Here is a 25,337-nt window from a genome sequence, read left to right as displayed (position 1 = left end):
GTGATGAAAGCCTTTCGCTGGTGTGTATTAGCAGCGTTGATGCTGGCGGCGACGAATCTCCGCGCCGCCTGTACCTGGCCTGCCTGGGAGCAGTTTAAAAAGGATTACATCAGCGAGGGCGGGCGCGTCATTGACCCCAGCGACACGCGCAAAATCAGCACCTCGGAAGGGCAGAGCTACGCGCTGTTCTTCGCGCTGGCCGCGAATGACCGTAAGGCCTTCGATCGGCTGCTGGCCTGGACGCGCGACAACCTTGCTCAGGGCAGCCTGGACGACCATCTGCCCGCCTGGCTATGGGGACAGAAGGATAACGAGACCTGGGCGGTGATTGACACCAATTCCGCCTCGGATGCCGATATCTGGATTGCCTGGACGCTGCTCGAAGCGGGTCGGTTATGGAAAAATCAGGACTACACCCGCATCGGAAAGGCCCTGCTCAAGCGCATTGCCAGCGAAGAGGTGGTGAACGTACCCGGACTTGGCTCAATGCTGCTGCCGGGTAAAGTGGGCTTTGCCGAAGAGCATGCCTGGCGCTTTAACCCCAGCTATCTGCCCCCTCAGCTGGCGAGCTATTTCACCCGTTTTGGCGCCCCCTGGACCACGCTGCGTGAAACCAACCTGCGTTTACTGATGGAGACCGCGCCAAAGGGCTTTTCACCGAACTGGGTGCAGTACCGTAAGGACAAGGGCTGGCAGCTCCAGCAGGATGCGTCGCTGCTGGGCAGCTACGATGCCATTCGCGTCTATCTCTGGGTGGGGATGATGAGCGACAAAGACCCGCAGAAAGCCCGACTCCAGGCGCGTTTCCAGCCGATGGCCGCAATGACGGCAAAACGGGGCCTGCCGCCGGAAAAAGTGGATGTGGCAACCGGGAAACGCACGGGCGATGGCCCGGTGGGGTTTTCCGCCGCTATGCTGCCGTTTTTACAACAGCGTGATGCGCAAGCGGTACAACGCCAGCGCGTTGCCGACCATTTTCCCGATAACAACGCCTACTACAGCTACGTGCTGACGCTCTTTGGGCAAGGATGGGATCAGCATCGTTTTCGCTTCACCAGCAAAGGTGAATTAATACCGGATTGGGGCCAGGAATGCGCAAGTTCACAGTAAATCTACTCAGTTTATCGCTAGGCCTTGCGCTGATGCCGCTGGCCGAGGCCGCCAATTCTCCCCAGCAGCAACAGCTGCTGGAGCAGGTGCGTCTGGGTGAATCGACGCAGCGTGAGGATCTGGTTCGTCAGTCGCTCTATCGTCTTGAGCTGATTGATCCGAACAACCCCGACGTGATTGCTGCCCGCTTCCGCTATCTGCTTCGCCAGGGCGATACCGGCGGGGCGCAAAAAGAGCTGGATCGCCTGAAGGGGATTGCGCCGGGCTCCACTGTCTATCAGTCGTCACGCACTACGATGCTGCTTTCAACGCCCGATGGACGTCAGGCGCTTCAGCAGGCTCGCTTGCTTGCCACGACGGGCCATACGCAGGAAGCGATTGCCGCCTATGACAAGCTCTTCGCCGGCAATCCGCCGAGTGGAGAAGTGGCCACCGAATACTGGAACGTGGTGGCAAAAGATCCTGCCCGCCGCGCGTCGGCGATCGACCAGCTGAAGAAAATCAATGCCAGCAATCCGGGCAATACGCAGCTGCAGGCCACGCTGGCGCAGCTTCTGTTCCAGACCGGACGCCGTGATGAAGCCTTTGCGGTGCTGCAGGAGATGGCAAAATCCAACAGCGGCCGCAATCAGGCGTCTGATATGTGGTATCAGCAGATTAAGGATCAGCCAGCCAGCAGCGCCAGCGTAAGCGCGCTGCAAAAATATCTGAGCGTGTTCAGCGATGGCGATAACGTGACGGCCGCGCGTTCGCAGCTGGAAGCGCAGCAAAAACAGCTTGCCGATCCCACCTTCCGCGCGAAAGCGGAAGGATTAGCCGCGGTGGACGCCGGGCAGGGCGGTAAGGCGGTGGCGGAGCTGCAGAAAGCCGTCAGCGCCAACCATGCCGACAGCGAAGCCGTTGGCGCGCTGGGTCAGGCCTATTCACAAAAAGGCGATCGCGCCCGCGCGGTGGCGCAGTTTGAAAAAGCGATCGCCCTCGATCCCCAGAGCGATAACCGCGGCAAGTGGGATAGCCTGCTGAAGGTTAACCGCTACTGGCTGCTGATCCAGCAGGGCGATGCGGCGTTAAAAGCGAATAATACGGCCCAGGCCGAGCGCTATTACCAGCAGGCGCGCAGCCTCGACAATACCGACAGCTACGCGGTGCTGGGGCTCGGTGACGCGGCGGCGGCGCGCAAAGATAACGACGCTGCCGAACGTTATTATCGCCAGGCGCTGCGCATGGACAGCGGCAACAGCAATGCGGTGCGTGGTCTTGCCAATATTTACCGCACGCAGTCCCCGGAGAAAGCCTCGCAGTTTATCCAGTCGCTCTCGGCCAGCCAGCGCCGCAGCATTGATGACATTGAGCGAAGCCTGACGAACGAACAGCTTTCTGCCCAGGCGGAGCAGCTTGAAAACCAGGGGAAATACGCCCAGGCCGCTGAAATTCAGCGCCGCCGTCTGGCGCTTTCTCCGGGCGACGTGTGGATCACCTATCGTCTCGCGCGCGATCTCTACAGCGCGGGTCAGCGCAGCCAGGCCGATACGCTGATGCGTCAGCTTGCCAGCCAGAAGCCGACCGATCCGGATCAGGTATACGCCAACGGCCTTTATCTGTCGGGTAACGATCGGGACAGGGTCGCGCTGGCACACCTGAACACGCTGCCGCGTAGCCAGTGGAACGGCAATATCCAGGAGCTGGCGGATCGTCTGCAAAGTAACCAGGTGCTGGAAACCGCCAACCGCCTGCGCGACGACGGAAAAGAACGGGAGGCGGAATCCCTGCTTCGCCAGCAGCCCGCGTCAACTCGCATTGATTTAACCCTTGCGGACTGGGCGCAGCAGCGTGGCGACCGCACGGCGGCAAAAACCGCCTACAGCACCGTGCTGCAGCGCGAGCCGCAAAACGAAGATGCTATCCTCGGTCTGACCGAGGTCTATATCAGCGAAGGCAACAAAGACGCGGCCCGCGCCGAGCTGGCAAAACTGCCTGCCGCGCAGAACGGGCAGCCGCTATCGCTCAACGTGCAGCGTCGAATCGCGATGGCGCAGGCTGGCCTGGGCGATACCGCTGCGGCAGAGCAGACGTTTGGTAAAATCATCCCGCAGGCTAAATCACAGCCTGCGTCGATGGAAAACGCGCTGGTATTACGTGATGCTTCCCGCTTCCAGGCACAAAACGGCCAGCCTCAGCAGGCGCTGGAGACGTATAAAGACGCGATGGTGTCGTCCGGCATCACGACGACGCGTCCGACCGACAACGACAGTTTTACCCGTCTGACCCGCAATGATGAAAACGACGACTGGCTGAAGCGCGGCGTGCGCAGCGATGCGGGTGAGCTTTACCAGCAGCAGGACCTGAACGTCACGCTGCAGCATGATTACTGGGGCTCCAGCGGCACGGGCGGTTATTCCGATCTCAAGGCGCACACCACCATGCTGCAGGTTGATGCACCGCTCTCCGACGGACGGATGTTCTTCCGCAGCGATCTGGTGAATATGGATGCGGGTAGCTTTGCGACCAAGGACGGGAAATACGATCCCAAATGGGGGACCTGCGCCGAAACGCCGTGTAGCGGCAACACCAACCAGTCTGCCAACGGCGCAAGCGTGGCGGTTGGCTGGCAGAATAAAACCTGGTCATGGGATATTGGCACCACGCCGATGGGGTTCGACGTGGTGGATGTGGTTGGTGGCGTAAGCTACAGCAATGACCTCGGGCCGATTGGCTACACCCTGAATGCGCATCGTCGTCCGATCTCCAGCTCTGTTCTGGCCTTCGCTGGTCAAAAAGACACCAATACCGATACCACCTGGGGCGGCGTACGTTCGACCGGCGGTGGCGTGAGCCTAAGCTATGACAAAGGTGAGGCGAACGGCATCTGGTCGAGCCTGAACGTGGACAGCCTGACCGGTAAAAATGTGGAAGATAACTGGCGCATCCGCTGGATGACCGGCTATTACTACAAGCTGATCAACGAGAACAACGAACGCCTGACGGTCGGCGTCTCCAACATGCTTTGGCACTACGATAAAGATCTGAGCGGCTACACCCTGGGCCAGGGCGGTTACTACAGCCCGCAGGAGTACGTCTCTTTCGCCCTGCCGGTGACCTGGCGTAAGCGCACCGATAACTGGTCATGGGAGCTGGGCGGCTCCGTCTCCTGGTCGCACTCTAAAACCAAGGATGGCATGCGCTATCCGATCCAGAGTCTGATTCCGGATAACCAGGTGGATGCCGACGGTAAGGACATGTATTCCGACAAAGGCGAGCCTGAAAACGGCAGTTCCTCGTCGGGTACGGGTTACACCGCACGAGCGATTATTGAGCGCCGCGTGACGTCTAACTGGTTCGTGGGTCTGGGCGTCGATATTCAGCAAGCAAAAGACTATACCCCGAGCCATGCCCTTCTGTATGTTCGTTATTCCGCCGCGGGATGGCAGGGCGATATGGACTTACCGCCGCAGCCGCTCATACCCTATGCTGACTGGTAATCAGATTTTACTTAATCCAGCAGCATGTCTCTCTTAAAAGTACAGCAATCGGGTATACTCAGGCGCACCAGGTTTACACCCTGGTGCGCCTTGCGCTTCGAGTTTTGTGGAGAGTCATTTTGCGTGTCAGCCGTTCTTTAACGATCAAACAGATGGCGATGGTGTCTGCCGTCACTATGCTGTTTGTCCTCCTTTTCTGCGTAATTTTGCTGTTTCATTCCGTACAGCAGAATCGCTATAACACGGCTTCGCAATTAGAGAGCATCGCCCGCGCGGTGCGTGAACCGCTTTCTTCCTCCATTTTGAAAGGGGATATCCCGGAAGCGGAAACCATTTTGAAACGCATTCAGCCTGCGGGGATTGTCAGTCGGGCAGACGTGGTACTGCCTAACCAGTTTCAGGCACTGCGGATGAGCTTTATCCCTGAACGTCCCGTTCCGGTAACCGTCATGCGGCTGTTCGAGCTGCCGGTACAAATTTCCTTGCCCATCTATTCCCTTGAGCGGCCCGCTAACCCGCAGCCGTTAGCCTATCTGGTCCTGCAGGCAGACTCCTATCGGATGTATAAATTCGTCATGAGCTGGGTTGTTACGTTAGTGACCACTTGCTTACTTATGACGCTGATCCTGAGCGTGGCGCTGACCTGGTGTATTAACCGGCTGATCGTGCACCCTTTGCGGAAAATCGCCCGCGAACTGAACAACCTCGCTCCGCAGGACCAGGCTAGCCATCAGCTGACCTTGCCCCGCCTCCATCACGACGATGAAATCGGCATGCTGGTGCGCAGCTACAACATAAACCAGCAGCGTATACAGCGTCATCAGGATGAACTGAACAGCAGCGCCACGCGCTTTCCGGTGTCTGATCTGCCTAATAAAGCGTTTCTTATGGCGCTGCTGGAGCAGACCGTTGCGCGCCAGCAAACCACCGCGCTGATGGTGATTGCCTGCGAAACGCTGCAGGATACGGCGGGCGTGCTTAAAGAGAGCCAGCGCGAGATCCTGCTCCTGACGCTGGTGGAAAAGGTCAAATCCGTGCTTGCCCCGCGCATGGTGCTGACCCAGGTCAGCGGCTACGACCTGGTCGTCATCGCCCACGGCGTGAAAGAGCCGTGGCATGCGATTACGTTAGGTCAGCAAGTGCTCACTGTCATTAATGAGCGGCTGCCAATTCAGGGTATCCAGCTGCGCCCGAGCGCCAGCATTGGGATTGCGATGTTCTACGGCGACCTGACCGCAGAGCAGCTCTACAGCCGAGCGATTTCGGCGGCCTTCACCGCCCGTCGGAAAGGTAAAAATCAGATCCAGTTCTTCGACCCGGAACAGATGGAAAAGGCGCAGAAGCGCCTGACCGAAGAGAGCGACATCCTTACCGCGCTTGACAACCGTCAGTTTGCTATCTGGCTCCAGCCGCAGGTGAATTTACTGACGGGAGAAGTCAAAAGCGCGGAAGCACTGCTGCGCGTGCAGCAGCCGGACGGCTCGTGGGAGCTGCCGGAAGGGCTAATCGAGCGCATCGAGTCCTGCGGCCTGATGGTGACCGTCGGTTACTGGGTGCTGGAGGAGTCGTGCCGCCAGCTTGCTGCCTGGCAGGAGCGCGGCGTCACTCTGCCGCTATCGGTGAATCTTTCTGCCCTGCAGCTCATGCACCCGACGATGGTGTCCGAGATGCTCGAGCTTATCCATCGTTACCGAATTCAGCCCGATACCCTCATTCTGGAAGTCACGGAAAGCCGACGTATCGACGATCCCAACGAGGCGGTCGCTATCCTGAAGCCGCTGCGTAACGCCGGTATTCGCATTGCGCTGGACGATTTCGGCATGGGCTATGCCGGGCTGCGCCAGCTTCAGCATATGAAAACGCTGCCGGTGGATGTCCTGAAAATCGACAAAGCCTTTGTCGAAGGGCTGCCGAATGACAGCAGCATGGTGCAGGCGATTATTCAGATGGCGCGAAGCCTGGAACTGCACGTGATTGCAGAGGGCATCGAAACGGAGGCCCAGCGCCGCTGGCTGGCCGAGGCGGGGGTGGAGAGCGGTCAGGGCTTCCTGTTTGCCCGTGCCGTACCTTCTGACGTCTTTGAACAGCGTTACCTTACCGACGCAGACAACCACGCAAAAGCGTAATTTTGTTGCTGGCTTGTGCGAGTCAGCTCAAAGTTCTTAACATTTGTGTTTCAAATTTGAACCTGGTTTATTTCTGTCCTGTTATACGGGTGTTATTTTAAAGCCGCAGGTTAACCATAACCTTAAAAAGCCTGTGGTTTTTCTTTCCAAGGACACCCTATGAAAACCTCTCTCTTCAAAAGCCTTTACTTTCAGGTCCTGACGGCCATCGCAATCGGTATTTTGCTTGGCCACTACTACCCTGAACTGGGCGCACAAATGAAACCGCTTGGCGACGCGTTCGTTAAGCTGATCAAAATGGTCATCGCTCCGGTGATCTTCTGTACGGTAGTGACCGGCATCGCGGGCATGGAAAGCATGAAGGCGGTTGGTCGTACCGGCGCAGTGGCCCTTCTCTATTTTGAGGTGGTCAGCACCATTGCCCTGATTATCGGCCTCATTATTGTTAACGTTGTTCAGCCCGGCGCGGGAATGAACGTTGACCCGTCAACGCTGGATGCCAAAGCGGTGGCGATTTACGCCGACCAGGCGAAGGACCAGGGCGTGGTGGCCTTCCTGCTGGACGTCATTCCTGGCAGCGTTATCGGCGCATTCGCCAGCGGGAACATCCTGCAGGTGCTGCTGTTTGCCGTGATGTTTGGTTTTGCCCTGCATCGCCTGGGCAGCAAAGGCCAGCTCATCTTCAACGTGATTGAAAGCTTCTCGCAGGTCATCTTCGGCATCATCAACATGATCATGCGCCTGGCACCGATTGGGGCCTTCGGCGCGATGGCCTTCACGATTGGTAAATACGGCGTCGGTACGCTGGTACAGCTGGGCCAGCTGATCGTCTGCTTCTACATTACCTGTATCCTGTTTGTGGTGGTGGTGCTCGGTTCCATCGCCCGTGCGGCGGGCTTCAGCATTTTCAAATTTATCCGCTATATCCGCGAAGAGCTGCTGATTGTTCTCGGGACCTCGTCCTCTGAATCGGCGCTGCCGCGTATGCTCGATAAGATGGAAAAGCTGGGCTGCCGGAAATCGGTGGTGGGGCTGGTAATTCCGACGGGCTACTCGTTCAACCTGGACGGCACCTCGATATACCTGACGATGGCGGCGGTATTTATCGCGCAGGCCACCAACAGCCATATGGATATCTTCCACCAGATTACGCTGCTGGTGGTGCTCCTGCTGTCGTCCAAGGGGGCGGCTGGGGTCACGGGCAGCGGCTTTATCGTGCTGGCAGCCACCATCTCTGCCGTGGGGCACCTGCCGGTGGCGGGTCTGGCGCTCATTCTGGGGATCGACCGCTTCATGTCTGAAGCCCGCGCGTTAACCAACCTGGTCGGTAACGGCGTGGCAACGGTAGTGGTCGCGAAGTGGGTGAAAGAGCTGGATCATAAAAAGCTCGACGATACGTTAAACAACCGTAACGCGGGTGACAAAACCGCCGGTTTATCCTCCTGATATCCTGAAAATACCCGCATTCCCTTGTCGGAATGCGGGCTCCTGCGCATAATAACCGCTCATACCTGTCATACTTCGACAAGATTTTTTTTGGGTATATTTCACTTCGAACCGTGACGTTTTGCCGAACACGCGGTCTAATCGACGTGTTTTCATCGTCATCTTTTAGAGTGAAGCGCGTCGCGAGACACTCTTTTTAACCAGGAATGTTGATCAGGGGTTCACATGCAGGGCACAAAAATTCGACTCTTAACCGGCGGTTTGCTGATGATGGCAGCAGCCAGTTATGTGCAGGCAGATGCGCTCCAGCCAGACCCGGCCTGGCAACAAGGGACGTTGGCGAATGGTTTTCAGTGGCAAGTTTTAGCCACCCCGCAGCGTCCCAGCGACCGTATCGAAATCCGTCTGTCAGTGAATACCGGCTCACTCACTGAAAGCACCCAGCAGACCGGCTTTAGCCATTTTATTCCTCGACTGGCGCTCACCCAGAGCGGCAGTTTGCAGGCGGTTCAGGTGCGTTCCCTTTGGCAACAGGCCATCGATCCGAAACGCCCGCTGCCTCCGGCTGTGGTCTCTTACGACTACACCATGTTTAACCTGAGCCTGCCGAACAACCGAAACGATCTGCTAAAAGAAGCGCTAACCTATCTCTCCGATGCCACCGGCAAGCTGGCGATTACGCCGGACACCGTGAATTACGCGCTCAGCAACAGCGATATGGTCGCGACCTGGCCTGTGGACACCAAAGAGGGCTGGTGGCGCTATCGCCTGAAAGGCTCAACGCTGCTCGGGCACGATCCGGCAGAGCCGCTGAAGCAGCCGGTGGACGTTGAGCAGGTCAACTCCTTCTACCAGAAATGGTACACCCCGGACGCAATGACGCTGATCGTGGTCGGCAACGTAGACAGCCGCGCGGTAGTTGAGCAGATCAACAAAGCGTTTGGCGACCTGAAAGGCAAGCGTGAGACGCCAGCCCCTGTACCGACGCTCTCTCCGCTGCGTGCAGAGCCCGTCAGCATCATGACGGACACCGTGCGCCAGGACCGTCTCTCCATGATGTGGGACACCGCATGGCAGCCTATCCGCGAATCAGCCGCGCTGCTGCGCTACTGGCGCGCCGATCTGGCGCGTGAGGCGCTGTTCTGGCACGTCCAGCAGACGCTGAGCAAAAATAACGTGAAGAATATCGGCCTGGGCTTTGACTGCCGCGTGCTGTTCCAGCGTGCGCAGTGCGCCATTAACGTCGAGTCGCCGAGCGATAAGCTGAATGCGAATCTTGGCGTGGTCGCGAAAGAGCTGGAAAAAGTGCGCAAAGATGGCCTCTCTGAAGAAGAGTTCAACGCGCTGGTGGCGCAGAAAAAACTCGAGCTGCAGAAGCTGTTTGCAACCTATGCCCGCGCCGATACGGACATTCTGATTAGCCAGCGCATTCGCTCCTTGCAAAACCAGGTTGTGGATATTGCACCCGAGCAGTATCAGAAGCTGCGTCAGGACTTCCTGAACGGTTTGACCGTTGAAATGTTGAATCAGGATTTACGTCAGCAGCTGTCGCAGGATATGGCGCTGATCCTTCTGCAGCCGAAAGGCGAACCGGAATATGACATGAAGGAGCTGCAGGCGACCTGGAATGGAATTATGGCGCCGGTATCTCAGGCAGCGCAGCCTGCGGTGGCAGATGATTTACACCAGGATGCGACGGATATTCCGCAGGGGCAGTAATCCCCTCACCCTGGCCCTCTCCCTGTGGGAGAGGGAACTACAAACACCCTCGCCCCTTTGGGGAGAGGCAGGGGTGAGGGGCAAAGCCCGTTAAGCAGGCATTGCCTCGCGCGGAATAATCGCCCCTCGATACTGGATCACGGTGCTGGCCGTCTGATGGCCGCGCAGGGCCGAGGCTTCAGGGGTTCCCCCCGTCAGGCGTACCGCCAGATAACCCGCGCTGAAGGAATCACCCGCCGCCGTGGTATCGATCACTTTCTCTTTCGCCAGCTTCACCGCCGGCACGTCTACGACGGCTTCGCCCGCAACGGCAACCAGGCAGGACTCTGCGCCACGCTTAACGACCACTTCACTGACGCCTGCGGCCTGAGTGCGCGCGATAACCTCATCAACCGGCTTCTCGCCCCACAGGGCATCTTCGTCGTCGAGCGTCAGGAACGCGATGTCGGTGCATTGCAGCATCTGCTGATACACCTGCTGCGTCTCTTCGCGGCTCGCCCACAGGCGTGGACGGTAGTTATTATCGAAAATCACCTTGCCGCCGTTGGCGCGGCACTCGCGCAGCAGCGACAGCAGCTTTTCGCGGCTCTCCGGACTTAAGATTGCGAGGCTGATGCCGCTCAGATAGAGATAGTCGAAGGTGGCCAGCTCTTCACAAATGGCGCCTGCGGCCTCGCTCTCCAGCCAGAATTTGGCGGCGGCTTCGTTACGCCAGTAGTAGAAGGTGCGCTCCCCGGTGCTGTCGGTTTCGATGTAGTACAGACCCGGCAGACGATTTTCCATGCGCTGGATCAGCGAGGTTTGAACGTTTTCACTCTGCCAGGCTTCCAGCATCTGCTGGCTGAAGCTATCCGTTCCCAGGGCGGTAACGTAGTTCACGGTAAGTGCCTCGGGGGCAACCTGACGGGCAATATAAACGGACGTGTTTAAGGTATCGCCACCAAAACCGCGGCTAACTTCCGCGCCTTTTTGTGACAGCTCAATCATGCATTCGCCAATCACGGCAATTTTTTTAGACATAGTCGTGAACCTGAACAGAGTAATTAACGGTAGTGTGCGCTGAGTGAATTATGTGGTCAACTATCTTAAAACATCGTTCCATTATTTTTTTTGAGCCAGCACGTGTTCCGGGCAATTTCTGTCATCTTAATTTCATCTTCCCGGCGAATTGAACATAAAGTTCTCAATTGCTGCGCCGATAACCCAGTGACGAGTCCAGAAAGGCCATCCCCAACAACAGGACATCTGAAATGAAGTCAGAGCAGGTTATCCAGCGGCTGAACACTACGCCTGAGGCAAGTATTGAGAACTTGCAGGAGCATCGCTACTGGCTGCAGTGTGAGCGTGAATATACCTATCAGCCGATCTACCGAACGGACGGTCGACTGATGGCGATTGAAATTTTAACGGTCGTTACGCACCCTTCTAATCCTTCGCAGCGCATCGCGCCCGATCGCTATTTTGCCGAAGTTGCCGTTCGCCAGCGTCTGGACGTTCTGGAAGAACAGCTGCGCTTGCTGGCGACGAAACAGCCCTTTTTCGAGCAGCACAATATCCTTGCCTCGGTGAACGTGGATGGTCCGACCCTGCTGGCCTTGCGGCAGAACCCGAAACTGCAGGATTTGATCGCGACCCTGCCGTGGATGCGCTTTGAGCTGGTAGAACACGTCCGCTTACCGCAGGAGTCGTCGTTTGCCTCAATGTGCGAATTTGGTCCGCTGTGGCTGGATGACTTTGGAACGGGCATGGCGAATTTCTCCGCGCTGAGTGAAGTGCGTTACGACTACATTAAAGTGGCGCGCGACCTGTTCATCATGCTGCGACAGACCCCGGAAGGACGGAATCTGTTCACGCTGCTGCTCCAGCTGATGAACCGCTATTGCCAGGGCGTCATCGTCGAAGGCGTTGAAACGCTGGAGGAGTGGCGCGATGTCCAAAACTCACCCGCAGCCGCCGCGCAAGGTTATTTCCTCTCCCGCCCGGTTCCGGTGAATACCCTGGAAACCGTGATAACCCACCTCTGATCTGCCCGCTTCCCTTTGTCTGGACTATAGTTTTATAGGCAAAGTCATCAGGAAAGGGGACGAAAATGACAAAAACAACCAGGGTTATCTCCTGGACAGCAGGGATTTTCTTGTTGTTGATCGCGATCGCTATCATCATTATCGCAACGTTCGACTGGAACCGACTCAAGCCGACCATCAACCAGAAAGTCTCGACCGAGCTAAATCGCCCCTTCGCGATCCGAGGCGATTTGGGCGTGGTCTGGGAACGCCAGAAAGAAGAAACGGGCTGGCGAAGCTGGGTTCCCTGGCCGCACGTTCATGCTGACGACATTGTTCTCGGCAACCCGCCGGACATCCCCGACGTCACGATGGTCCATCTGCCGCGCGTCGAAGCGACGCTGGCACCCTTAGCGCTGCTGACCAAAACGGTCTATCTGCCGTGGATCAAGCTCCAGAAGCCCGATGCGCGACTTATCCGCCTCTCTGAAAAAAACAATAACTGGACGTTTAACCTCGCCAGCGACGGCGAAAAAGATCCCAACGCACAGCCTTCATCCTGGTCTTTCCGCCTCGACAACATTCTCTTCGATCGCGGGCGGATCGCCATTGACGATAAGGTCAGCAAGGCGGACGTGGAGATCCTGGTCGATCCGTTAGGAAAACCGCTGCCTTTCAGCGAAGTCACCGGCAGTAAAGCCAAAGGCGATAACGCTAAAGCCGGCGATTACGTGTTCGGCCTGACGGCGAAGGGGCGGTATAACGGCCAGCCGCTAACCGGCAAGGGGAAAATTGGCGGCATGTTGGCCCTGCGCAGCGAAGGCACGCCGTTCCCGGTGCAGGCGGATTTCCGCTCTGGCAACACCCGCGTGGCGTTCGTGGGCACGGTTAACGACCCGATGAACATGGGCGGCGTCGATCTGCAGCTGAAGTTTGCAGGCGACTCGCTGGGCGAACTGTACGATCTCACCGGCGTCCTCCTGCCGGATACGCCGCCGTTTGAAACGGACGGGCATCTGGTAGCGAAAATTGACACGCAGAAATCCTCGGTCTTTGACTACCGGGATTTCAACGGCCGTATTGGCGACAGCGATATTCATGGTTCGCTGACCTATTCCACCGGAAAACCGCGCCCGAAACTGGAAGGAGATGTGGAATCCCGTCAGCTGAGGCTTGCCGATCTGGGGCCGCTGATTGGCGTCGATTCCGGGAAAGGCACGAAGTCAAAAGAGGTGAAAAAGGACGTACAGCCTTCGGGGAAAGTCCTGCCGTATGACCGCTTTGAAACCGACAAATGGGACGTGATGGACGCGGACGTTCGCTTCAAGGGGCGGAAGATTGAGCATGGCAGCACCTTGCCCATCAGCGACCTTTCAACGCACATCATCCTCAAAAACGCTGACCTGCGCCTGCAGCCGCTGAAGTTTGGCCTGGCGGGCGGGACAATCTCATCCAACATCCACCTTGAGGGCGACAAAAAGCCGATGCAGGGGCGGGCGGAGATCCAGGCGCGCAGGCTTAAGCTGAAAGAGCTGATGCCCAACGTCGAGCTGATGCAGAAAACGCTCGGTGAGATGAACGGCGATGCCGACATTCGCGGCACGGGTAATTCCGTGGCGGCGCTGCTGGGCAGCGGCAACGGCAACCTGAAGCTGCTGATGAACGACGGGCTGATCAGCCGAAACCTGATGGAGATCCTGGGGCTGAACGTCGGTAACTTCATCATCGGGCAAATCTTTGGCGATGATGAGGTTCGCGTGAACTGCGCGGCGGCGAACGTGGATCTTGTCAACGGCGTGGCGCGCCCGCAGATTTTCGCCTTTGACACGGAAAATGCGGTTATCAACGTGACCGGCACCGCCAGCATGGCCTCTGAGCAGCTGGATTTGACCATCGATCCGGAAAGTAAGGGGATTCGTATCATCACCCTGCGCTCGCCGCTCTACGTGCGCGGCACCTTCAAAAATCCGCAGGCGGGCGTGAAGGCCGGGCCGCTGATTGCGCGCGGCGCAGTCGCCGCAGCCCTCGCCACGCTGGTGACGCCAGCCGCAGCGCTGCTGGCATTGATTTCGCCGTCAGAAGGGGATGCTAATCAGTGCCGTAACATTCTTGCGCAGATGAAGAAGTAAGGTGCGGTCTGTTTTTGCCTTTCTCCCTCTCCCTGTGGGAGAGGGCCGGGGTGAGGGCATCAGGCCGCAGTGAATTACAGAGCCTGATGCTTCGTTTCGTGCGTCAGCAGCAGCGCAATAAGCGTCAGCGCGGCCATAGATGCCAGATAGACGCCCACATAGAACAGACCGTAGTTCGCCTGCAGCCAGGTGGCGATGTACGGCGCAACGGACGCGCCCAGAATAGACGAAACGTTGTAGGAGAACGACGCGCCGGTGTAACGCACTTCGGTCGGGAACAGCTCCGGCAGCAGCGCGCCCATCGGGCCGAACGTTAATCCCATCAGGCTCAGGCCAATCAGCAGATACGCCATCACCAGCGCAGGGCTGCCTGAACCCAGCAGCGGCGGGAACACGAACAGCGCAAACAGGATTATCAGCGAGGTGATAACAATCATGCTCGCGCGACGGCCATATTTATCCGCCAGCAGACCGGCAATCGGCACCATCACGCCAAAGCCGATTACCGCCATCATCAGCATCCACAGCACTTCGTTACGCGGCAGGCCCAGGCCAACCGGCACCGCGGCGGTGCTGTACGTCATAGAGTAGACGGTCATGATGTAGAACAGCGTGTAGGTCGCCAGCATGATGAACGTGCCCAGCACGGTCACGCGGACGTGTTTGGTAAGCAGCGTGCCCAGCGGCACTTTAACCTGCTTTTTCGCCGCGGCGACTTTGGCAAACACCGGGGTTTCGTGCAGGGAAACACGCACATACAGGCCAATCAGCACCAGTACGGCTGAGAAGATAAACGGAATACGCCAGCCCCAGCTCATGAACTGTTCATCCGTCAGCAGCCAGGAGAGCAGCAGGAAGGTGCCGTTAGCGAAGAAGAAGCCAATCGGCGCGCCAAGCTGTGGGAAAGAACCGTACAGCGCACGCTTGCGCGCCGGGGCATTCTCGGTTGCCAGCAGCGCCGCGCCACCCCATTCACCGCCAAGACCCAGGCCCTGACCAAAGCGCGCCAGCGCCAGCAGCACGGGAGCCAGAATGCCGATGGTTTCGTAGGTCGGCAGCAGGCCGATCGCGACGGTGGAGATCCCCATGGTCAGCAGCGAGGCGACCAGCGTCACTTTACGACCGATGCGATCGCCAAAGTGACCAAACAGCGCTGAGCCAATCGGACGCGCAACGAACGCGATGGCAAAGGTTGCCAGCGACTGCAGCGTGGCCGCCGTCGGATCGCCCTGCGGGAAGAAGATATGCGGGAAGACGATGACCGCTGCGGTGGCGTAAATGTAAAAGTCGAAGAACTCAATGGCGGTGCCAATCAGCGATGCGACGACAACTTTGTTGCGTGAGTTTACCGGCGTTTGACCGGCCTCAGAGTCGAGTGTGGTGGCTGTTGCTTGCATAATATTTTCTTATTTTTTGACGAACGAACGGCCATATTAGGCATAGCAAAAGCGACATTTCAATCTGTAACAAAGTCGTAAGTTGGCGATAAAAGCAACAAAAAGCGGATAATTTTCAGGCCAGCCAAATCTCTTCCATGAAATGCTTCACAGTTTTTAAATATTAGAGAATAAAACTGGTTTTTGGTTAAATAAAAGTTACGGACTGGATTTATATGCTGAAATGATGAATCGGGCTGAAATTTTCAGCCCGATGGATGAGTTAGCGGTGCGTTTTGCCCGGCATGCGCGGGTCATCTTTGTACTCGGCGGTGGCAATCCACGCGGCGCAGAACAGCGTCAGGCGGGCGAAGAAGTAGAAGAACGCCATCAGCCCCAGCACCGAACCAAACGCCGCGCCGGAAGGCGATTTCACCAGCGACGGCAGGGTGTAGGTCATCACAATTTTAATCACCTCAAAGCCGATCGCCGCAATCAGCGTTCCGCGGATCAGCGCCTTCTTGCGCGGGCGATGGCGGGGCAAGCGCCAGAAGATCCAGAAGAACAGCAGGTAGTTGGCAAAGATGGAGATCGCCAGCCCAATCCCGCGCCAGGCGGGCTTCAGCCATTCAATATAATCGAGATAGAGCGCAGAGATAATCATCTGCTGGGCAGAACCGGCGACGGAGGTAATCGAGAGCGTCACGATCAGCGCAATGAGCAGGCCGATCAGGGAGATAAAGTCGCGTAGATACTTAATCCAAATTTTTTCCTGATCCTGCGGCGTACGCTCCCAGACGTCGCGCGACTGGGCACGGATCGCTTCGCGCAGGTTGCCCATCCAGTTGATTCCCGAGTACAGCGCAATCAGTAACCCCACGATCCCGACGGTGGTACGCTGCTGCACGGCGGTATTAATGGTGCTTTTGAGCGTGGTGGCGAGCGTCGGGTCGCTGACGTTGGTCAGGATTTTATTGAAGATGTCCTGCAGCAGCGTCGGGTGCGACGCAAGCACGAAACCGGCGGCGGCAAATGACACCATCAGGATTGGAATCATCGACAGGAAAGAGAAATAGGTGATGGCCGCGCCAAACTGATTGCCCATGCGGTCATTAAAGCGCTCGGTGGCCCGTATCACATGCGCAATCATGGGGATCTGCTGAATCTTCTCTGCCATGCTGGTGACGGTCCCCAGCGCCCTGGTGGCAGTACCGGGTGATTTTGGCTCTTCAGGCTCGGTTTCCATCTTTTTGATGGGATCATAATCCAAATGTTGAGTTGGTCGTTGCGGGTTATTTTCCGGCGTCACGCGCGTTTTCCTTTTCGTTGAGCTGGAGGTTATTGAATTATAGCCTGCGGTTAATCCACGTAGGCTTTTGTGAGGTCGGTAAGCCACTCCATAAAGAGATGCACCCGGCGGGAGAGGTTACGGCGGTGGGGGTAAATCAGGGAAACCGGCATAGGTTCCGCCCGGTATTGCGGCAGAATTTCGATAAGTTTTTTCGCGCGCAGGGAGTCACGCACGCCGACGCGCGGTACCTGAATAATGCCCAGCCCGGCGATACAGGCTGCATGGTAGGTTTCTGTACTGTTTACCGTCAGTATCCCGCCCGTTTTCACCCACTGCGTTGCGCTGCCGTTATAAAATTCAAAGCCCTGCGGGCGGGTGCCCAGCGTGGCGGCGTAATGAATCACTGCGTGGGAACCGAGATCGTCCAGCGTTTCCGGATAGCCAAAACGCGCAAGATAATCCGGGCTGGCGCAGTTGATCACCGAAAGCCGACCCAGCGGGCGCGCGATCAGCCCCGAATCCTTCAGCGTTCCCACGCGCACCACGCAGTCAAATCCTTCACGAATGACGTCCACAAGGCGGTCGCTGCTGCTCAATTCGAGTTCAATCCCGGGATACTGCTGTAAAAACGCGGGCAGATTGGGGATGACTAAATTTCGAGCAACGCCGACGGGCATATCCACGCGCAACCGTCCGCTGATGCTGGAAGGGTCGTGCTGGAACATCCCGTCGAGTTCGTCGAGGTTGGTCAGCAGGTCTTTTGCCCGTTCGTAATAGACCATTCCGTCCTGCGTCAGGCTGACGCGGCGCGTGGTGCGGTGAAGAAGCTGGGTTCCCAGAAGATTTTCAAGCGCCTGAATCTGACGCGAGACGCTGCCTTTTGGCAGGCTCAACGTCTCTGCCGCGCGGGAAAAACTTTCCAGCTCAGCGACGCGAATAAAAAGCTGCATTGCGTGAATTTTATCCATAGGCAAAGCTCATTGTTGTTATAAGCGAAACAGTGAAGCGCTCAGCACACCCTTTATTGATTTTCTATCACCTAATAAGCTCTTTCTCAATCTTCATAACAGCCGAAACGAGGTTTCTTATGTCTGAACGTATTGCATTAGTAACAGGTGGGAGCCGTGGCCTGGGTAAAAACGCGGTATTGAAGCTGGCAGCAAAGGGGACAGGAATCATCCTGACCTATAACAGCAGCCGGCAGGAGGCGCTCGACGTGGTGCGTCACGTTGAGGAAAAAGGCGGTAAGGCCGCCGCATTACAGCTTAACGTTGGGGATGTTGCCGGTTTTGAGGCGTTTGCCCTGCAAGTTCAGGAAATTCTGAAAACGGTCTGGCAGCGCGACAGGTTTGATTATTTATTAAACAACGCCGGGACGGGGTTGTATGCACCCTATACCGAGACAACGGAAGCGCAGTTTGACGATGCTCTTAACGTGCATTTCAAAGGACCCTTCTTCCTGACCCAACGTCTGCTGCCGCTGATAAACGACGGGGGTCGGATACTCAACGTCTCCAGCGGTCTGGCCCGCTTTACCCAGCCAGGCTCCGGCACTTACGCGGCGATGAAAGGGGCAATGGAAGTGCTGACCCGCTATCAGGCCAAAGAGCTTGGGGCGCGCGGGATTTCCGTCAACGTCATCGCGCCGGGCGCTATCGAAACGGATTTTGGCGGAGGCCGTGTGCGCGATAACGCCGAGCTGAATCAGATGCTGGCTTCGCAAACTGCGCTGGGGCGCGTGGGCTTACCGGACGACATTGGCGATGCAATTGCGGCGCTGCTTAGCGATAGGCTGGGATGGATGACCGCGCAACGCATTGAAGTATCGGGCGGTATGTTCCTGTAAGGTCTTATCTTAAGGGGAGGGAACCCTTTAAGGATATCCTTAAAAAGAATGTTTCTAAATACTGGCATATTTAAAGATCGCGGCTGGATTTGTAACCTTCCCATTCATTGAGTTTTTTCTCAAATTATGCCTCGGTAGAATCCCCCTTCGCTGTTCTCAGAGGGGAAAATAATATGCGAGTAATCATGTTTGACAGGCAGTCATTATTTATTCATGGAGCGAAACACAGTCTGCAGAAGTTGATTCCGGGAATAAATATGACAGGGACCTGTCAGACAGATGAATTATGGGCGTCGCTGGCAGCCTCACCCACAGCCATTGTCATGATTGATGGGAATTTAATTCAGGATGACGGCATCGCTTTTCTGAACGACATAATGGCCCGCTATCCGGCCAGTCGCGTGATAATGGTGCTGTCTAAACGAGAAGCCCAATGGGCCGAGCAGCTGCTGCAGAACAACATAATGGCGATTATTCCCCGCAATGCAAATCCTGAACGGTTCTCCGCCGTGCTGGATTCGGTCTCAAGAGGGATGGTCTGTTTTCCCGGGGAGTGGATCAGCCAACCGCCGTCGCAGCAGGCCGTATTATCGTTAAGCGAACGTCAGCGAGAAGTGCTGAAACTGCTGGCCGCCGGTGAATCGAACAAGGAAATTAGCCGCAGCCTGAATATCAGCGCGGCGACGGTAAAAGCGCATCTGGAAGCACTCTTCCGCCGTCTGGAGGTTAAAAACCGAACCCAGGCAGCCATGTACTATACCCGGGTGATAGCCTGAAGGATCTCGTGAGAAAGGGATGAGATGTCACCCGCACCAAATATCAGCATAACCACGGTGTCGTGCTGCTGTGGGGTTAATGGTCGCGTACCGTTTTCCCGCAGCAGCGTCTCGCATAATTCAAGGTCGTCGAAGAGTAAATATTCGGCCTGGAGGGGCGTTATAAGTTTGGGGAAATGTTCCCACTCGCGGATAACGTGACCATATCCAATAACCCATAATCCCTTATTATCACAATACTTTTCTAGGGATAAACCCTGCTGTTTCTTAATTAATGTGATGGCAGAAGACGATATCTTCAGCGGATAACCTTTCATATTCGTTTCCTCTTAATAGCGATACTCTACTGGAAACGAAACATCGGATATATCCGCCAAATGGCTATCGATCGGCGGTTAAGGGGTACTCGTGTTTCAACAAACCAAACAGCCAGTCATTGTGCCAGCGTCCGCCAAGGTAATAGCTTTCGCGTAGCTCACCTTCCCGTTGAAAGCCGGTTTTTTCCAGCAGGCGTCTTGAGGCACTATTTCCGGCCGTTACGGTGGCGCTTAGCCGACGTATTTTGCCTTCGGTAAAGGCAAATGTGCAGAGCGCCTGCAGGGATTCAAAGCCATAGCCTTTACCCTGCGCGGAGGGGGCGAAGAGAAATCCGACTTCGGCACAGGCTTCCTCGCACTGAATGTAACCCGTCACCCCCAGCGGCGTCTGCGTGGCAGCGTCGCGGACGACGAGACAAAGCCAGTGCGCGCTGCCGGGCGTCCAGGGTGCCAGACGGGAATCAAACGCGTCACGGATCGCCGATACAGGGCGATTATCTGCAACAAAACGCATTACCTCCGGGTTCTGCTGGAGCGCAAGGAAGAAAGGCCAATCCTGCTCCTGCAGCGGCGTACAGGTAAGACGTGCGGTAGTGAAGGCTGGCATTAAGATTCTCCTGAGGCTTTTGTCATGATTATAAGGTTGTCACTTTATTTCAACAGAAAGTCAGGTATGTTTATAACCTCGTATAAATAAAAAGAAAAACCACTCTTGCGTGGTCAGTTTTGATGTATTCGTTGTCTCTCAAGGAAAACAATGACTCTCAGCACATCACATCATATCCGCGAGCAGTTCGAACACTGCCTGGCCGTCATTCGTCAGGCCTCTGTCGAAATCCTGCTTCTCCTGAATGTGCATGTTTCAGAAGGCAAAGATCCGCGCTGGTTTCTGGAGCAGCTGGACACTGCCCGTTTAGGAATGGGCGGATGGGGAGCCGTTGCGAAGCAGCTCAACCTGAATGACGCTGAGATGTCAGACTTCACGCTGCAGCTGCGCCTGCTGCAGCAGCGTGTGCCGCAGTATGAAAGCGGCCAGGATGTCAGTGAAAACCAGCTTATTGCCGCTATGCGCTTTGTCACCGCCCTGGAGCACCTGCGCCTGCAGCAGCCTCTCCTGACCTATAGCACCGAATTGACGCCCGACAACGAGATCCAACAGCAGCAGGCCCACAAGCAGGTGCGGGCGATCGAGCTGATGATAAAGGGGCTGATTCAGCAGGCGTGGCCCGATCAGGTGCGGCTGAGTAATCACCTTAAGACGTTGTTTAACGCCGACCGCGTGCGTCGCTGGCTGAAGCTTGGCGAAATCAACGATATCCTGAGCGGCATGATGTTCAGCGAGCTGGCGCAGCTGCTGGTGGATAAAAAAGAATTCAGTCGCTACTACGCCTCACAGTTTAACGATCCGGCCATGCTGACGCTCCTGGTTGAACCGCGCAAAACGCTGCAAACCTTCCTTAATGACATCCGCAAGATACGCAACTGCATTACCGTGCAGCAGACGCTCAGCTCGGCGCAAATCCAGCTGCTCGATAACTACTATTCACAAATCACTCACCCCGTTCAGCGTGCGTTTGAAGAGGGAAGGACGCGCATCAATCCGGCCGGGATAATGGCGGTCGATGCCAGCGAGCTGCACGCCTTCTGGGAAAAGGCGCAGAAAATGGATCGGGTAACCGGAGGCGATCTGTTTGAGGTCCGCGACACGATTGAAAAGCCTGCCCAGCGCGCACCGCGAACGCCTGAACAGCGTGAGCAGCTCATCTCCAGCATGCTTTGGGTGGCGGTGGGCGTGATGGTCATCGCGATTGTCGTCGGTGGATTTTGGCTGGTGACCAGCGATAAACCTCAGGCCGTCGCCGCAAAGGCTGTAGAAGCCGCGCAGCCGGAAGAGATGCGCGAAGCGCCGTCCTCGCGTGAAACCTTGACGCGCATGGGCGTCACCTGGGACGAAAATAATTTCCGTTCGGCCATCAACCGTAACGATACCCGCGTGGCGCTGCTGTTTTTGCAGGGGGGGATGGACTGGAAGCTCTCATGGACAGAAGAGGCGATGTCGGCAGGCCATGACGCTGTGCTGGAGCTGATCTTGCGCTATCGCAGCAACATGGTGGAAGAAAAGCCGTGCCGCCGCTTTATCAACACGCTCAGCCACGCCATGGCCAACGGTGAATCTCTGACCTCAATGCGGAAGGAGTATTTGAAAGCCTTTTGCACGGTGCCGGCGGTGGTGAAGCGCCAGCAGCACGACGCCGATATGGCCACGCGCCGCGCCAAATCGCAGCCGGATGCGACCACAAAAAAATGGCAGTCCATTCAGACTGCCATTTATGAGGTGATTCGCTAAATTTTTTTCCCCCCTCACCCCAGCCCTCTCCCCAAAGGGGCGAGGGAGATAAAGAGCGCACCGTGCAGTCCCCTCTCCCCTCTGGGGAGAGGGTTAGGGTGAGGGGACCAGTCCGCACTCCCCTCAAGGCTCCCCATACAGCCCAATCAGCCGACGCACCACGCCGTTGGTCCAGCCGAAGCCATCCTGCAGCGGGTATTCACCCCCGCCGCCTTCGCGCGGCGTGCTGCTGGCGATATGGTACTTCTCAATCAGCTTGTGGTGCGTTTTGTAGAAATGATTAACCGTCTGCAGCCAGCTCCAGGCGATCTCATCCCCCAGCGAATCGTTGCCGTACTGTTTGAACCCCTGGATCGCCATCCACTGCAGCGGCGCCCAGCCGTTGGGTTTATCCCACTGCTCACCCGTTTCGTGCTCCGTAGCCAGGATACCGCCCGGCGTCAGCAGGCGGGCTTTCACCGCGTCAGACAGGCGCTCGGCCTGCTCGTGCGTCGCCATGCCAACGTACAGCGGAACAATGCTGGCGGCAGAAAACAGCGCCATCTCTTCGCGTCGCCAGTCGTAATCGCGGTAACAGCCGTTCTCGTCATCCCAAAGATAGCGGTTCACCGCCGCGCGGCGGTCGCTCGCTTTCTGACGGAACTCCTCGGCAACCTCTTTATCCCCTTTGGACGCGGAGATATTGGCGATCGCGCTTTCCAGCTTGAACAGGAAGGCGTTCAAATCGATAGGAATAAACTGCGTGGTGCGGATGCTGGCGAGCCGCGAGGGATCGCGCAGCCAGCGGGACGAGTAATCCCAGCCAGAGGCCGCACCGGCCCGCAGATCGCGATATACCTCATTGGGCGGGCGCCCGGAGTGGCGAGCGGTTTCCACATCCTCAATCCAGGACTCGTCGCGCGGCGTATCACGGTCGTCCCAGTAGCGGTTGAGCAATGAGCCGTCCGGCATGCGCACGGCGCTGCGGTAGGCCTGGTTGAGCAGCAGCGACTCCGCGCCGTCCATCCAGAACGCGTATTCCATCTTGAGGTGATCCAGATAGCGTTTCGCACCGCGCACGCCGTCCTCCTCGAACAGCTCGACCATCAGGGCAAAGACCGGCGGCTGGGAGCGGCTGAGATAGTAGGTGCGGTTGCCGTTCGGAATATGGCCGTAGCGCTCAATCAGCCAGGCGAAGTTGTCCGCCATACACTTCAGCAGATCGTTGCGCCCGCTCTCCGCCAGCCCCAGCATCGAGAAGTACGAGTCCCAGTAGTAGGTCTCGCTGAATCGTCCACCCGGCACAATATACGCCTGCGGCAGCGCCAGCAGAGAGGACCAGGGAATATGATCCTGCGGCTCGCGGGTGAGTACCGGCCACAGGTTATCGATGTGCTCTTTCAGTGACAGACCGGGGTCTGAAACATACTCCTTGCTGTAGTCTTCCGGCAGCCAGAAGTGGTTCTCCACGAAGCGCGCCAGATCGAAATCGCGGTGGCGTCGAACTTTGCGGTAGCGGATGAGGATATCCAGCGGGTCCATTTTCGGCGCGCAGTCGGGGAAGGTTTTGCTGTCCGCAAACAGCCGCGACGACTGCACGTGCTCAAACAGTTCAAGATAGCGGTCTGCGGGCGTCAGCGCATCCGACGCGGGCAGGCCCTCAATCATTTCTGGTTCCGGCTCCGCCTCGATCATCTCATCCAGTTTTAACTCGCAGGGATCGGTCTCGTAGCGCAGCTCTTCTGCAATCTCGAATTCGATGTTCTCGGCAGCCTGTAGTTTCTGGTTGAACATAATGATAAAGACCTCCGGGTATGTGTTCTCAAAGACAGGTTTTTCCGGGCGTCTTATAAGCGTAGACATTCGCTTCGGTAGTTGTGGAGGGATATGTGCGGTGGATCACGATTTTCGGAGCATTCGTTTTGCAACGATTTATGTATGTGAATAAAAAATGCCCCTCTTTAGAGGGGCATCAGGACTAGCGCATCGTAACAAACTCTTCCGCCGCCGTCGGGTGGATCGCCACGGTATTATCGAAGTCTTTTTTCGTTGCGCCCATCTTCAGCGCCACCGCAAAGCCCTGCAGGATTTCGTCCATGCCAAAGCCAATGCCGTGGATACCGACAATCTTCTCGTCCGGCCCCGCGCAGACCAGCTTCATGCGGCACGGCTGACGGTGAGAGGTAACGGCGGTATACATTGCGGTGAACGCCGATTTATACACTTTCACCTGGTCATCGCCGTACTGCTCGCGCGCCTGCGGCTCGGTTAAGCCAACAGTGCCGATTGGCGGATGGCTGAAGACCACGGTCGGGATCAGGTTGTAGTCCAGATGTTCGTCCGGCTTGTTGTTAAACAGGCGCTCGGAGAGACGACGGCCCGCCGCAACGGCGACCGGCGTCAGCTCAACCGCACCGGTGTTATCACCTACCGCGTAGATGCCCGGCACGCTGGTGTTCTGGAACTTATCGACAACGATGTAGCCTTTGTCGTCGGTTTTCACGCCCGTGACGGCCAGGTTGAAGTTGTCGTTCGCCGGTTCACGACCGATCGCCCAGATCAGGCAGTCAACGGTCTGGCTACGGCCATCTTCCAGCGCCAGCGTCAGGCTGCCGTCCGCGTTTTTCACAACGTCTTTCGGCACGGCGTTGGTGTGCAGGGTTGGACCTTCAGCGTTCATCACCTCTACCAGCGTGTCCACGATCAGCGGGTCAAAGCTGCGCAGCGGCGCGTGTTTACGCACGAACAGGTGCGCTTCCGCACCCAGGCCGTTAATCACGCCGGCCAGCTCAACCGCGATATAGCCCGCGCCCACAATGGCAACGCGCTCAGGCAGGGCAGGCAGCTCGAAGAACCCGTCGGAGTCGATACCGTATTCCGCGCCCGGAATGTTCGGGTGGCTCGGACGGCCGCCGGTGGCGATCAGGATGTGATCGGCGGTGATCGTCTCGCCGTTCACTTCGATCGTCTTCGCATCCACGAAACGGGCGAAGCCGCGGATCACGTCAACGTTGTTCTTGCCCAGCACGTTATCGTACGAGGTGTGAATACGGTCGATGTAGGCGGTACGGCTGGCGATCAGCTTGTCCCAGTCAAAGTGATTGATGGTGGTGTCAAAGCCGTAGTCCGGGCCGTACATATGAATCGCTTCGCGGATTTGCGCCGCGTGCCACATCACCTTTTTCGGTACACAACCCACGTTCACGCAGGTGCCGCCAAGTTCTTTGGCTTCAATCAGCGCACACTTCTGGCCGTACATGGCCGCACGGTTGATGGAGGCGATGCCGCCGCTGCCGCCGCCGATTGCGATGTAGTCATAATGCTTAGTCATAGCTTTTGTCCTTAATCGTGAATTGCCGCGATTGTATACCTGAAATCAATAGGTTCCACCAA

18 protein-coding genes are annotated in these 25,337 nt (G+C 57.0%); 10 read left to right on the top strand and 8 right to left on the bottom strand.

What is annotated here, in order from left to right; all coding sequences use genetic code 11:
- Positions 1–3: 3 nt before the first annotated feature.
- The 5 genes from bcsZ to VPX56_RS21690 all read left to right on the top strand — a co-directional run bounded on the left by bcsZ (position 4) and on the right by VPX56_RS21690 (position 9,880).
- On the top strand, positions 4–1,110 hold the full coding sequence (gene bcsZ, locus VPX56_RS21710) for a cellulose synthase complex periplasmic endoglucanase BcsZ (protein WP_131635241.1): 1,107 nt from the start codon (positions 4–6) through the stop codon (positions 1,108–1,110).
- The gene (gene bcsC, locus VPX56_RS21705) at positions 1,092–4,589 is read left to right on the top strand and encodes a cellulose synthase complex outer membrane protein BcsC (protein WP_326468862.1); all 3,498 of its coding nucleotides are present in this window, start codon (positions 1,092–1,094) and stop codon (positions 4,587–4,589) included. The genes bcsZ and bcsC overlap by 19 nt, the downstream gene beginning before the upstream one ends.
- Before the next feature lie 119 nt (positions 4,590–4,708).
- On the top strand, positions 4,709–6,715 hold the full coding sequence (hmsP, locus tag VPX56_RS21700) for a biofilm formation regulator HmsP (RefSeq protein ID WP_263610823.1): 2,007 nt from the start codon (positions 4,709–4,711) through the stop codon (positions 6,713–6,715).
- Positions 6,716–6,874: 159 nt separating this feature from the next.
- On the top strand, positions 6,875–8,161 hold the full coding sequence (locus VPX56_RS21695) for a dicarboxylate/amino acid:cation symporter (RefSeq protein ID WP_131635223.1): 1,287 nt from the start codon (positions 6,875–6,877) through the stop codon (positions 8,159–8,161).
- Positions 8,162–8,386: 225 nt separating this feature from the next.
- Positions 8,387–9,880, top strand: coding sequence for a M16 family metallopeptidase (locus VPX56_RS21690; RefSeq protein WP_263610824.1), 1,494 nt, complete (start codon positions 8,387–8,389; stop codon positions 9,878–9,880).
- Between the two features lie 90 nt (positions 9,881–9,970).
- Here the strand turns inward: VPX56_RS21690 and kdgK are convergent, their stop codons facing one another.
- Complete coding sequence (kdgK, locus tag VPX56_RS21685; protein WP_326468859.1) at positions 9,971–10,900, bottom strand: 2-dehydro-3-deoxygluconokinase; 930 nt, start codon at positions 10,898–10,900, stop codon at positions 9,971–9,973.
- 230 nt (positions 10,901–11,130) lie between these two features.
- Between kdgK and pdeH the strand changes: the two genes are divergently transcribed.
- Together pdeH and VPX56_RS21675 are read left to right on the top strand one after the other, a co-directional pair.
- A complete protein-coding gene (gene pdeH, locus VPX56_RS21680; RefSeq protein ID WP_263610826.1) occupies positions 11,131–11,904 on the top strand; it encodes a cyclic-guanylate-specific phosphodiesterase in 774 nt (257 codons plus the stop codon).
- 65 nt (positions 11,905–11,969) lie between these two features.
- Positions 11,970–14,012, top strand: coding sequence for an AsmA family protein (locus VPX56_RS21675; RefSeq protein WP_131635219.1), 2,043 nt, complete (start codon positions 11,970–11,972; stop codon positions 14,010–14,012).
- Positions 14,013–14,086: 74 nt separating this feature from the next.
- Here VPX56_RS21675 and VPX56_RS21670 read toward each other — a convergent pair whose 3' ends face one another.
- The 3 genes from VPX56_RS21670 to VPX56_RS21660 form a co-directional block, all read right to left on the bottom strand.
- Positions 14,087–15,409, bottom strand: a complete 1,323-nt coding sequence (locus VPX56_RS21670; RefSeq protein ID WP_131635218.1) for an MFS transporter — start codon at positions 15,407–15,409, stop codon at positions 14,087–14,089.
- A gap of 262 nt (positions 15,410–15,671) precedes the next feature.
- Complete coding sequence (gene yhjD / locus VPX56_RS21665) at positions 15,672–16,697, bottom strand: inner membrane protein YhjD (RefSeq protein WP_131635217.1); 1,026 nt, start codon at positions 16,695–16,697, stop codon at positions 15,672–15,674.
- Between the two features lie 50 nt (positions 16,698–16,747).
- The gene (locus tag VPX56_RS21660; RefSeq protein WP_326468853.1) at positions 16,748–17,647 is read right to left on the bottom strand and encodes a LysR family transcriptional regulator; all 900 of its coding nucleotides are present in this window, start codon (positions 17,645–17,647) and stop codon (positions 16,748–16,750) included.
- A 119-nt stretch (positions 17,648–17,766) separates the two neighbouring features.
- On the opposite strand from VPX56_RS21660, the gene VPX56_RS21655 reads away from it, so the two are divergent.
- The gene (locus tag VPX56_RS21655; protein ID WP_326468851.1) at positions 17,767–18,525 is read left to right on the top strand and encodes an SDR family NAD(P)-dependent oxidoreductase; all 759 of its coding nucleotides are present in this window, start codon (positions 17,767–17,769) and stop codon (positions 18,523–18,525) included.
- Positions 18,526–18,698: 173 nt separating this feature from the next.
- Positions 18,699–19,301, top strand: a complete 603-nt coding sequence (locus VPX56_RS21650; protein ID WP_131635214.1) for a response regulator transcription factor — start codon at positions 18,699–18,701, stop codon at positions 19,299–19,301.
- Here the strand turns inward: VPX56_RS21650 and VPX56_RS21645 are convergent.
- Entirely contained in the window at positions 19,280–19,618 is a 339-nt protein-coding gene (locus VPX56_RS21645; RefSeq protein ID WP_131635213.1) for a glycoside hydrolase family protein, read from the bottom strand. The two genes, VPX56_RS21650 and VPX56_RS21645, sit on opposite strands and share 22 nt — an antisense overlap.
- A 64-nt stretch (positions 19,619–19,682) precedes the next feature.
- A complete protein-coding gene (locus VPX56_RS21640; protein WP_326468848.1) occupies positions 19,683–20,225 on the bottom strand; it encodes a GNAT family N-acetyltransferase in 543 nt (180 codons plus the stop codon).
- A gap of 150 nt (positions 20,226–20,375) precedes the next feature.
- On the opposite strand from VPX56_RS21640, the gene VPX56_RS21635 reads away from it, so the two are divergent.
- Entirely contained in the window at positions 20,376–21,965 is a 1,590-nt protein-coding gene (locus tag VPX56_RS21635; RefSeq protein ID WP_326468846.1) for an STY4199 family HEPN domain-containing protein, read from the top strand.
- A gap of 123 nt (positions 21,966–22,088) precedes the next feature.
- Here VPX56_RS21635 and VPX56_RS21630 read toward each other — a convergent pair whose 3' ends face one another.
- The gene (locus VPX56_RS21630; protein WP_131635210.1) at positions 22,089–23,738 is read right to left on the bottom strand and encodes an alpha,alpha-trehalase; all 1,650 of its coding nucleotides are present in this window, start codon (positions 23,736–23,738) and stop codon (positions 22,089–22,091) included.
- A 184-nt stretch (positions 23,739–23,922) separates the two neighbouring features.
- Positions 23,923–25,275 (bottom strand): glutathione-disulfide reductase, encoded by a 1,353-nt coding sequence (gene gorA, locus VPX56_RS21625; protein ID WP_326468843.1) that lies wholly within the window; start codon positions 25,273–25,275, stop codon positions 23,923–23,925.
- Positions 25,276–25,337 lie beyond the last annotated feature (62 nt).

Source organism: Enterobacter wuhouensis, assembly GCF_035835995.1.
Lineage (GTDB): Bacteria > Pseudomonadota > Gammaproteobacteria > Enterobacterales > Enterobacteriaceae > Enterobacter > Enterobacter wuhouensis.
Note: the sequence above shows the minus strand (reverse complement) of the source record. Positions and strands in the feature narration are given on the sequence as shown.